Below are 11067 nucleotides of genomic sequence, written 5' to 3'. Positions count from 1 at the left end.
ACAATTGTTCCTGTTATGTTCCTATAGATTCCAGAGGGTGCCCCAAGAGTCAAGCGGAGTCAGAAGGAATTTATTCCTCTATGACCATTGACGTCATGGAATTGCCGCTTCATTGCCGAGTCCGGTGCGAAAGCCTATATGCCGGGATCAAAGGACACAGCATGGCCCGCATCTACAAGACCCGCACCTGGCACGACGAACTCTCGCCTTCGATCGAGGAGATGGAGTTTCTGGCGCTGGAGGCGTACGCGCATCTGCCGGACGATTTTCGCAAGCTGACCGGCGAGATCGTCATCGTGATCGCCGAGTTCCCGACCGACGAGATCATGGACGATCTGTCGCTGGAGACGCCGTTCGACCTGCTCGGCCTGTTCGAGGGCCGCGGCATCGCCGAGCGCTGGAACCCGCAGACCGGCGAAGGCCCCAACCGCATCACGCTGTACCGCCGCGCCATCCTCGACTACTGGGCCGAGAACGAAGAGACGCTGGGCGACATCGTCACCCACGTGCTGATCCACGAGATCGGCCACCATTTCGGCCTGTCGGACGATGATATGGAAAAGATCGAAGAGGCGGCTGAGTAAGGCTGTGCCGATATTCAGGTGAGGCCGGCCTGCGAACGGCAGCTTCCTGCGCTTCCGGTGCTCACGTACCAAAAGTACGCTCCGCTCCGGTTCTCGGTATCAGCCATTCTCGGCTCGGCCTGACCTGAATCTCGACACAGCCTGCGTCGGTGCTTGCAAAGCCTACCAATCGCTCAGCTTGGTATCCGGCCCGTATTCCTGGCCGTCGATATCCTTCACCACCGACTGGCCGCAGCGCATCGATTTGGTCTTCTTGTCGTAGGCGTAGGTCGGTGAGCCGTACAGGTGCCAGCCCCTGTTCAGCGCCGCGGTCACCTTGTGGCAAAAGGTGGAATCGTCGGGGGCAGATAAAAAGCGGTAAAGTCTCATGGGTCAGGTCCTGTCGTGAGTGTCTTGTCGAGGCGTGATCTTTTCAAAGCCGGCTTAGGCAATCATGCGCCGATGGCGGCGGCCTTCGCCAGCAGTTTTTCGGCCTGTGCCAGATGCAGCCGCTCGACCATCCTGCCGTTCAGCGCAATCACGCCCTTGCCCGTGTTTTCCGGCAAGGCGAAAGCATCTTTCACCGCGCGCGCCTCGGCCAGCGCTTCGGGCGCGGATGCAAAGGCGCGGTTGGCGGCGTCGATCTGGGCCGGATGGATCAGCGTCTTGCCGTCGAAGCCCATGGCGGCGGCCTCCGTGCATTCGCGCGCAAAAGCATCAGGATCGCGAAAATCGTTGGAGACGCCGTCGAGCATGTCGATGCCGCCGGCGCGCGCGGCCAGCACCATCTGCATCAGCCAGGGCACGAGGTAGCGCCGGTCCGCTGTCGCCAGAATGCCGGTCTCCTTGACCAGATCGTTCGTTCCGGCAACGAAACAATTGAGACGCGAGGCCGGGTCGCGGCCGAGTTCAGCAATGGCGCCGATGTTGAGCATGGCCTTGGGCGTCTCGATCATTGCCCAGAGTTTGACACTGTCGGAGGCAAAATTGTCGTCGAGCACATCGCCGACTTCGAGGATGTCGCGCGGCGTTGCGACCTTGGACAACAGGATGCCGTCGGGTTCGAATTTTGCCGCGGCCAGCAGGTCATCGGTGCCCCATTCGCTGGACAACGCGTTGACGCGCACGATCATCTCGCAGCGCCGCTTCGGCCGGCTGGCGAAAATGCCGGCCAGCTTTTCGCGCGCCGCGACCTTGTCGGCGGGAGCGACGGCGTCTTCGAGGTCGATGATCACGGCATCGCAGGCAAGCGTCGCGATCTTGGCCAGCGCCTTGTCGTTGGAGGCCGGAACGTAGAGTACAGAGCGGCGCGGGCGGTAGGGTTCGCTTGTCATGGCCGATCTATGCCGCCTGCAATAGGCCGAGGCAAGTGTGCTGAGCAATCGGCCAATCGCCGAAGCTGGCGCTGCCCCTCACCTGCCTGCCGGCATCCTCTCCCCGTAAACGGGGCGAGGGACGCTGTCATCGGCGATTTCGCCAATCGCCAGCCTTGCAACACGAGCGCAGCCCTTGCGGCCAGCCCCCTTCTCCCCGTTCAACGCAGGACTGTCCGGGGAAAGTTATTCATATATGAAGGCCATCTGATTGAGGGAGGATCGGTCTCTTGGTCGGCTCGGATTGACCGGCGGCGGCTTGTCGATGGCGTTTATTTTTCGCCGCCCGAACAAGTATTGGGCGACCAGCTCTGTGAACCGCAGGATTGGAATGGCGACACCTCGGGTGCGCGCGACGATGCGCAGCAGTGCATAGGCGATCATTGCCGCGAAGAGCTGCAGGCGGATTGCATTGCCGTTGTTGCCCAGGAACTTGCCGATCTTGAGGTGCTGCTTGATCCAGCGGAACAGAAGCTCGATTTGCCAGCGGCCTTTGTAGAGCTGCCCGATCTCGACTGCGGAGCGCGCCATGTCGTTGGTCAAAAGCATGATGGTGTCGCCTTCCTGGCGCTGGATGCGCAGGCGCCGCAGGCGTATCGGCAGCTTGCAAGCGCCCTTGCTGACCAGGTTCACCTCACTGTCTTCCAGGATCAGGAAGCCGTCGCCCTGCGGCTCGGCCACGGGGCGGTTGCACAGCTGCGCCAGCCCCATGTTGGTCTTGGGCCGCGTTACGAAGACCGACCCGGCCTCGGCGATCGCCGTCCACCAGCCATAGTGGCAATAGCCCTTGTCGAACACATAGGTCGCCGCGGGCTCGATGGTGATCCGGCGGCCGATCTGGGCGTCGTTGACGTTGGCGTCGGTGATGTCGAGGACGCGCGGATGGTCGGCCTTCGGGTCATAGACGACATGGACTTTCATGCCGCGGATGCGTCCGTTCGACTTGGCCCACTCGCACAGCTTGCCCAGTGGAATGGGGGTCGAGTCGATCAGCCGCAGCATTTCTTTACCCTCTTGCCGCGTCTGCCGGTCGAGCAGACCCGCCACCAGGCTGAAGGCCTCGGCAAAAATGGCGACCGGGCGCCGTGCGTTGGCGTCCGACAAGGTCGAACGCATCAGCGGACCGCTGCCCAGGTGGTAATGATGCTGGCTGTTGGCGTTCCAACCGGCTTCCAGGCCACGCAGGCTGTCGCTGCCGCAGAACTGGGCATAGATCAACGCCACCAGATGATCCCAACTCCTGAACGATTTGTCGTAGGCATCGCCGTCGTGACGATCCACAATGGCTTGGAATTGACGGCGATCCATGGCTTCAAGAAGCTGCCCGAAGATGCTAGGTGCAAAGCGCATGCCCCGTTCCTTTTCTGAGTCTCGACAACCAGAGAGAAGACGGACAAACCCCGTTTTACGGGGCATGCACATGCGGCATTTCGATTCACTCAAAACTTTCCCCGGACAGCCCTGCGTTCAACGGGGAGAAGATGCCGGCAGGCAGATGAGGGGCAGCGCAAACGCCTGAAAACAAAGCTCGAAGCGCCCATTCCGCCCTGCACGAAAACTGCACACGATTGCGGAAATCCTCCTCGTATCCGCCCTGCCGTCTTCATGCGAGCCCGCGACAACAGCGGCATGCAACAGCGAAGCACCCACCGTTGGTCCCTGCCCTGCCGGCTGCGCAGCGAAAGCTGGTGGCTGGTCGATCCGCCCCGGCCGGAGGCCCGCCCTCGCACGGAGGCAAGCCTGCTCCCTTTTATCCGCCCGCCCGCCGGCCAGATCCAGCCCATCAGGAAAGTCCTCGCATGACATCATTCGTCAGCTTTTGCAGCCGCTTCGGCATCGCCGTCCTGCTCGTCGCGCTGGCGGATTTTTTCTTTTATGGCCAGCCGGCCGGCATCACCGTTCTTTTGTTCGCCATCGTGACGGCCGGCGCGGTCGTCGCCGTGCATCCCGCTGCCCTCAATTCCCCCATTCCCTGGCTCAGGCCGGCCGCCCTGTTCGTCGCGCTGCTGCCGCTGGCCGAAAATGTCAGCGCGCTGTCGGTCTCGGTCGCGCTCGTGGCCATGGTGGTGTTTGCGCTGTCGCTGGCCGGGCGGCTGCGGCGCAGCGTTGCGCGCATTGTCGGCCAGATCGCATTGTTTCTCCTGGCGGTGCCATTGCGGTTCGTCAGCGATTTCATCCGCTGGCGCAAGACGGCGCGTCGCTTTGGCCGCCGCCGGATCCGGTTTGCGTCCATCGCGGTCTGGGTCATGCCGCTGACGCTGGGCGCCGTTTTCCTGACGCTGTTCGGCGCCGCCAATCCTGTCATCGACTACTGGCTGTCGCTGATCGACCTGATGAAGCTCCTCGATCTCATCCAGCTGGCGCGGATTGCCTTCTGGCTGTTTGTGCTCGCTTGTGTCTGGGCCCTGCTGCGGCCGCGCCTGCCGCGCTTCCCGCGCCTTATCCCACGGCCGAGACAGAACCTTGCCGGCGCCCAGCCGGCAACCAAAGCGGAGCGGCATGTGGTCGAGGACATCGTCTTCGGCAAGGGCGCCATCTTGCGCGCTTTGATCGTCTTCAACGCCTTGTTTGCGCTGCAGACCGGGCTCGACGGTGCCTATCTCTGGGGCGGGGTCGCCCTGCCCGACGGCTTGAGCTACGCCGCCTATGCGCATCGCGGCGCCTATCCGCTGATCGTCACCGCGCTGCTGGCCGCCGGCTTCGTGCTGGCGGCGCTGCGGCCGGGCAGCGAAACCTCAGGCGATCCGCTGATCCGCCGGCTGGTCTATGCCTGGGTGGCGCAGAACATCGTGCTGGTGATCTCGTCGATCCTGCGGCTCGACCTCTATATTGGCATCTATGCGCTGACCTACTGGCGCATCGCCGCTTTTGTCTGGATGGGGCTGGTGGCGGCAGGGCTGGCCCTGATCATCGCCCGCATCGCGCTCAGGAAATCCAACGAATGGCTGTTCTCGGCCAATCTTCTGACGTTATCGGCGACGCTTTATGCCTGCTGTTTCGTCAACTTTGCAGCAACGATCGCCAACTTCAATGTCGACCACTCGCTTGAAATGTCCGGTTCCGGCACCCCGCTCGATGCGCAGTATCTGCGCTCGTTCGGCGCTGTTGCCATGCCGGCGCTGGATCGCTTCTACATGCATAAATTCGGGAACCAAATCACCTATCTGGCCGACCAGGTGATGATCGACGACACTATCGCCGAACAGAAGCAGTGGCGAGCCTGGAGCTTTCGCGGCTGGCGGTTGGCCAAAATTCTCGACAAGAGAGGCCCGCTCGTGCTTCCTCCGGCACAGCAACCGCCTGCCATGCCATCCACGCCGGACCGCTAGACCCATGCCGCATCAGATCCTGGTCGCCGACGACGATCCGCACATCCGCGAGATCATCTGCTTTGCGCTGGAAAAGGCAGGGATGAAGACTCAAGGTGTGTCTGACGGCGCGGCCGCCTTGCAGGCCATCGAACGCCGCGAGCCCGACCTCGTCGTGCTCGACATCGGCATGCCGGAGATGGACGGGCTGGAGGTCTGCCGGCGGCTCAGGCAACGCTCCGATGTGCCGGTGCTGTTCCTGTCGGCGCGCGACGAAGAGATCGACCGCATCCTCGGGCTCGAAATGGGCGGCGACGACTATGTCACCAAGCCGTTCAGCCCGCGCGAACTTGTGGCGCGCGTCAACGTCATTTTGCGTCGCGCCCGCCCAGTGGCGCCTGACCCGACCGACGACAGGGCTTTCGCGCATGGCAAGCTCAGCCTGACGCCGGCCAGCCACGGCGCCAGTTTCGACGGCAAGGCGCTGGCGCTGACGGCGATCGAATTCTCGATCCTGAAAGGGTTTCTGGCACGGCCGGCGCATGTGCTGGGCCGCGACCTGGTGGTGGCCAGCGCCTATGCCGCCAACATCCATGTCGCCGACCGCACCGTCGACAGCCATATCCGCAACATCCGCGCCAAGCTGGCGGCGGCGGGCTGCCACGACGCCATCGAAACCGTGCATGGGGTCGGCTTCCGGCTTGGCCGATGCGGCGCCTGAGCGACCGCAAATGGATCGGCACCAAATGGCGGCCAAGGCTGGCCACGGTGGTTCTCGCCATCCTCATCATGGTGCTGGCGCTGCCTCTGGTCGGCCTGTTCTTCTTTCGCCTCTATGAAAACCAGCTGATCCGCCAGACCGAGGGCGAGTTGATCGCGCAGGGCGCCGTCATCGCCGCCATCTATGCGCAGGATGTCCGCGACGCCGGCATTTCCCTGGACAAGCTTGGCGGGCCGGTTGAGGCTGAGAACGACGATGCCAGCCGCGGCGACGATTCGCCTTACCAGCCGATCGAGCCGAGCCTGGATCTCGCCTCCGATTATCTGCTGCCGACACGGCCCGCCGGCATCGTGGCCACCACCGATCCGGCCTTCGCGGCGATCGGCGCGCGGCTGTCGGGCATTCTCGACACGACGCAAAAGACCACGCTGGCCGGCTTCCGGCTGCTCGATCCCAAGGGCGTCGTCATTGCCGGGCGCGATGAGGTCGGCCTGTCGCTCGGCGGTGTCGAGGAGGTGCGGACAGCATTATCCGGCCACTACGCCAGCGCGTTGAGACAAAGAATTCCTGATCAGCCACCGCCGCCGCTCTATTCGGTCAGCCGCAGCACCAAAGTCCGCGTCTTCGTCGCCATGCCGGTTGCGGTCGACGGGCGGGTCGCCGGCGTGATCTATCTGTCGCGGACGCCGAACAACATCGTCAAACACCTCTATGGCGAGCGCGGCAAGGTGACGCTGGCGGCCATCGCCATGCTTTGCGGCACGCTGCTGATCGCGCTGGTCTTCCTGCGCACCGTCAGCCGGCCGATCTATGCGCTGATGGAGCGCACCAGGCGCATCGCCGCCGGCGACCGCGACGCGATCCGGCCGCTCGACCACCACGGCACGCGCGAAATGGCCGAACTGTCCGCCGCCTTCCTCGACATGGCTGAAAAGCTGCAGGCGCGCTCCGACAGCATCCAGACCTTTGCCACTCATGTCTCGCACGAGCTCAAATCGCCGCTGACGGCGATCCAGGGCGCGGCCGAGCTGTTGCGCGATTCCGGCGGTGCGATGGACGCCGCCGAGCGCAAGCGGTTTTCCGGCAACATCGTCACCGATGCCGGCCGGCTCAACCTGTTGGTTCGCCGCCTGCTCGACCTGGCGCGCGCCGAAAACCTGGCGCCGAGCGGCGAAAGCACATCGCTCGATGCAGCGCTGGCGCTGCTGCCGGTGGATGGCAGGCTGGCGGTCAACGTCGAGGCGGGTGGCGCGATAGGTCTGCGCATCTCGGCCGAGAATGCGGCGATCGTCCTTGCCAATCTGATCGACAATTCGGCCAGGCATGGCGCCACGCAGGTCTTGTTGGCGGCAGCCGGCGCGGAGGGCAAGGTGACCATTGCGGTCAGCGACGACGGCGGCGGCATTTCGCCGAGCAACCGGGCACGCATCTTCGAACCGTTCTTCACCACACGGCGCGAATCCGGCGGCACCGGCATGGGCCTCGGCATCGTGCTGGCCCTCCTGAAAGCGCATGATGGCACGATCGCGCTGGTTGACTCCGGGCGCGGCACGCGCTTCGAGATTTCCTTGCCGGCCACGTAAGGCCAGCGGATTGGAGAACAAGAGTGCGCTACGACATCGTCATCATCGGCGGGGCCATCGTCGGCTCCTCTGTCGCCTACTATCTGCGCGAGGAAGGCTTTTCCGGCTCGATCGCGCTGATCGAGCGCGATCCGCAATTCGCCCATGCGGCGACGACGCTGTCCATGGCCTCGATCCGCCAGCAATTCTCGATCCCGGAGAACATCCGGCTGTCGCAGTTCACGCTAAAACTGTTCCGGCGGCTGAAGGAGACCTTCGGCACTGATGCCGATATCGGCTTTCGCGAGGGCGGCTATCTGATCCTGGCCGGCGAGGCCGGGCTGCCGATCCTGAAGGCCAATCACGAGGCGCAGATCGCCGAGGGCGCCGATATTCTGCTCGAGGACGCCGACCAGCTGGCAAAGCGCTTTTCCTGGCTGTCGACGGAGGGCATCAGCGCCGGCGCCTTCGGCCGCACCGGCGAGGGCTGGTTCGACGCGCATGCCATGCTGACGCTGTTCCGCAAGGCGTTGCGCGACAAGAAGGTCGATTTCATCGCCGCCGATGTTACCGGTATCGAGCGGCAGGGTGGCCGCGTCACCGGCGTGACGCTCGACAATGGCGAAAAACTCGAGGCCGGCATCGTCGTCAACGCCACCGGTCCAAACGCCGGCAAGGTCGCCGCTCTTGCCGGGCTCACGCTGCCCGTCGAGCCGCGCAAGCGCAACGTCTTTGTGTTCGAGGCGCGCGAAAAATATACCGACATGCCACTGCTGGTCGACTCTTCAGGCATCTATGTCAGGCCGGAAGGCTCTGTCTATCTCACCGGCGGCGCCGAGCCGGAAGAGGGCGACGGCCCGGCCGACCCCAGGGATTTCGATGTCGATTGGCCGCTGTTCGAAGAGGTGATCTGGCCGGTGCTGGCGACGCGCATCCCCGCCTTCGAAGCGATCAAGGCGACACGCGCCTGGGCCGGCCATTACGACTACAACACGCTCGACCAGAACGCGGTGATCGGACCGCACCCGGAAGTCGGCAATTTCATTTTCGCCAACGGATTTTCCGGCCACGGCCTGCAGCAGGCGCCGGCGGTCGGCAAGGCGCTGGCCGAACTGATCGTCCATGGCGGCTACCGGACGGTGGATTGCTCGGCGTTTGGGTATCAACGGGTGGCCGAGGGCAGGGCGTTTCGGGAATTGAATGTGATTTGAGGCTGACGCTTCTTCCTTCTCCCCTCGTGGGAGAGGTGTCGCCGCAGGCGACGGATGAGGGGTGTTCCAGCGGAGTGAGACGTTGGTGTTCCCTGGAACACCCCTTGTGTCTCTAGAATCATGCAGGATTGGGCTGGCGGGTGATCCGGATCACGACCGGATCACCCGCTGCGACGGAAGCCCGTATACCCCTTGGTATAAGCCCGTGGATGAGCAAGGAGCTCCGCCGCATCTTCCATAGCCCGAACGGTTGCAAGGGATTCGACCCCGCACCAGCAAGGAAGGGATCAGAAGATGACACAAATTGCGCTTCATGTCGGCATCGATGTAGCCAAGGATCGGCTGGACATAGCCATTCTGGAAACAGGGGAGTTGTTCACGCTCGACAATGACGAAGCCGGTCATGCGGCCTTGATCGAGCGGCTGTCGGGTAGCGCGATCGACACGATCGGTCTCGAGGCGAGCGGCGGCTATGAACGGGCCGCGCTCAAGGCGCTATGGCGGGAGGGCCTTCCGGTGCGTCGCATCAACCCGCACAGGCTGCGCCAGTTCGCACGGGCAGCCGGCATCAACGCCAAGAATGATCGCATCGATGCACGTCTGATCGCTCGCTTCCTGGCGACACTGCCGGTCCACCCGACCGATCTCGACCCTCGCCTTGAGCTGGTGACCGAACTGGTCACGGCACGGCGCCAGCTCCACGCCGAACTCGGCCGCGTCAACAACCAGCTTGAGCATGTGCGCGATACGGCTCTCCAGCGCCTGGCCAAGCGGCGTGCGACCCGGCTCCATGCCGATATCCTGCTGCTCGACAAACGGATCGCACAGGCGATCGCGGGCGACCGCAGCTTGGCACATCGCGACCGCCTGCTGCGTTCCGCACCCAGCGTCGGCCCGGTTTTAAGTGCCACTCTGATTGCGCTGCTACCCGAACTGGGTCGCTTGTCCAATCGGCAGATCGCCGCTTTGGTCGGGCTTGCTCCCTATGACCACGACAGTGGCAAGCTCAAAGGCAAGCGATCCATCTGGGGCGGCCGAGAGTCCGTCCGCAACGTCCTCTACATGGCTGCGCTCAGCGCCGGAGTGCATAATCCCGTCTTCGCCACCTTCCGCCGGCGCCTGCGTGAAAACGGCAAGCTGGCAAAGGTCGCCATCGTCGCCGTCATGCGAAAGCTCATCACAACCCTCAACGCCATGGTCCGAGACAACAAACCCTGGAGCCCAGCTTCAATCTGAAACACGGTTGCTCATCCGTCGCCTTCGGCGACACCTTCTCCCACAAGGGGGGAAGGAAAAAGCGTCTAGGCGATCATCGCATCGACCACCATCGCGTTGCCCAGCGCATGCCCATTCGCCGTGTTGTCGAAAACCCCCCAGACCTCGGCCCCGGCATCTGCCGCCGCTTTCACCTGACGGCCAAACCGGTCGAGCGCTTCGGCGTCGTAATCCGAATAGTAGATCCTTGGCGCGCCGTGCCAGCGGAAATAGGCGAGGCCGGACCAGCCCCCCGGCAACGCCGCCTCAGGGACCGGGGCCGGATCGGCGGCAACGCGGGCAATCCGGCCGCCGGCCAGAAGCGCATCCGCCTCGGCGCCGAACCAGCTGGGATGGCGCGGCTCGCAAGCCAGCCTTGCTTTGGTACGTTTGCCAAGCATGGCGAAGAAACCGCCTGCTACCTCTGGTTCGAAGGGCAGGCTCGGCGGTAGCTGCACCAGAAGCACGCTCAGCTTCGCGCCGAGACCTTCGACCTGCTCGAGAAAGTCCTCTGCCAGCGCCTCGCAATCGGCGAGGCGATGCTCATGGGTCATGGTTTTCGGCGTCTTGACGGCGAAGCGGAAGTGCTCGCGCACCGAGCTTGCCCAGCGCTCATAAGTCTTACGCCGGTGCGGCTTGTAGAACGAGGTGTCGATCTCGACGACCGGAAAGCGCTTTGCGTAGCGCTCGAGATGCGAACCGGATTGCGGAAAGTCATCCTTGTATCGGGACGGAATTCCCCAGCCGGCGGTGCCTATCAGAGATCGGCGATTTTCCATGCCGGGGATGTGGACCCGATGAGGCGCGGGTCAAGGGCGGCGGCTACTGGGCGGCAGAATGCATTGTTCCGCCCCGCCCCAAACACCGTTCCGCATTGCCCAAGAACCTCGATCCCCGTGCCGCTATAGCCAGTATCCAAGTCGAGGGAAGTTCCAAGCGCATTCGACAGCGGCCGATCTGTGGTTTCCTGCTCACCAAAACGGCAGGTCGACGCCAAAAGGGGGGCTGGTGCCGCAGGCACCCAACTCTGGAGAGTGCGCGGGAACAACCCTTCCAAAACGGATCGGAGGCTCCC

Annotated in this window: 10 protein-coding genes; 6 read left to right on the top strand and 4 right to left on the bottom strand. The window is 63.6% G+C overall.

What is annotated here, in order from left to right:
* Positions 1-161 precede the first annotated feature (161 nt).
* Positions 162-584 carry a metallopeptidase family protein gene (locus ACYHH6_RS03855; protein ID WP_112560156.1) on the top strand — a complete coding sequence of 141 codons (423 nt, stop codon included), beginning with the start codon at positions 162-164 and terminating at the stop codon, positions 582-584.
* A 162-nt stretch (positions 585-746) separates the two neighbouring features.
* Here the strand turns inward: ACYHH6_RS03855 and ACYHH6_RS03850 are convergent, their stop codons facing one another.
* The 3 genes from ACYHH6_RS03850 to ACYHH6_RS03840 form a co-directional block, all read right to left on the bottom strand.
* Positions 747-953: a DUF1737 domain-containing protein gene (locus ACYHH6_RS03850; protein WP_352583253.1), complete on the bottom strand. Its 207-nt coding sequence runs from the start codon at positions 951-953 to the stop codon at positions 747-749.
* A 62-nt stretch (positions 954-1015) separates the two neighbouring features.
* The gene (locus tag ACYHH6_RS03845) at positions 1016-1897 is read right to left on the bottom strand and encodes an HpcH/HpaI aldolase/citrate lyase family protein (protein ID WP_352583255.1); all 882 of its coding nucleotides are present in this window, start codon (positions 1895-1897) and stop codon (positions 1016-1018) included.
* Between the two features lie 225 nt (positions 1898-2122).
* Complete coding sequence (locus ACYHH6_RS03840; RefSeq protein ID WP_352593680.1) at positions 2123-3286, bottom strand: IS4 family transposase; 1164 nt, start codon at positions 3284-3286, stop codon at positions 2123-2125.
* 449 nt (positions 3287-3735) lie between these two features.
* Here ACYHH6_RS03840 and ACYHH6_RS03835 point away from each other — a divergent pair, with 449 nt between their 5' ends.
* The 5 genes from ACYHH6_RS03835 (at position 3736) to ACYHH6_RS03815 (ending at position 9974) form a co-directional block, all read left to right on the top strand.
* Positions 3736-5265: a DUF4153 domain-containing protein gene (locus ACYHH6_RS03835; protein WP_352593358.1), complete on the top strand. Its 1530-nt coding sequence runs from the start codon at positions 3736-3738 to the stop codon at positions 5263-5265.
* Between the two features lie 4 nt (positions 5266-5269).
* Positions 5270-5965, top strand: a complete 696-nt coding sequence (locus ACYHH6_RS03830; RefSeq protein ID WP_352593355.1) for a response regulator — start codon at positions 5270-5272, stop codon at positions 5963-5965.
* Positions 5953-7548: an ATP-binding protein gene (locus ACYHH6_RS03825; RefSeq protein ID WP_352593352.1), complete on the top strand. Its 1596-nt coding sequence runs from the start codon at positions 5953-5955 to the stop codon at positions 7546-7548. Before ACYHH6_RS03830 ends, ACYHH6_RS03825 begins: the two co-directional genes overlap by 13 nt.
* 23 nt (positions 7549-7571) lie before the next feature.
* A complete protein-coding gene (locus ACYHH6_RS03820) occupies positions 7572-8738 on the top strand; it encodes an NAD(P)/FAD-dependent oxidoreductase (protein ID WP_352593349.1) in 1167 nt (388 codons plus the stop codon).
* A gap of 294 nt (positions 8739-9032) precedes the next feature.
* Positions 9033-9974, top strand: coding sequence for an IS110 family RNA-guided transposase (locus tag ACYHH6_RS03815; protein ID WP_352593346.1), 942 nt, complete (start codon positions 9033-9035; stop codon positions 9972-9974).
* A 65-nt stretch (positions 9975-10039) separates the two neighbouring features.
* On the opposite strand, the gene ACYHH6_RS03810 is transcribed toward ACYHH6_RS03815, so the two are convergent.
* A complete protein-coding gene (locus tag ACYHH6_RS03810) occupies positions 10040-10771 on the bottom strand; it encodes a DUF72 domain-containing protein (protein WP_352586410.1) in 732 nt (243 codons plus the stop codon).
* Between the last annotated feature and the right edge of the window lie 296 nt (positions 10772-11067).

The organism is Mesorhizobium sp. P171375, assembly GCF_057786075.1.
Note: the sequence above shows the minus strand (reverse complement) of the source record. Positions and strands in the feature narration are given on the sequence as shown.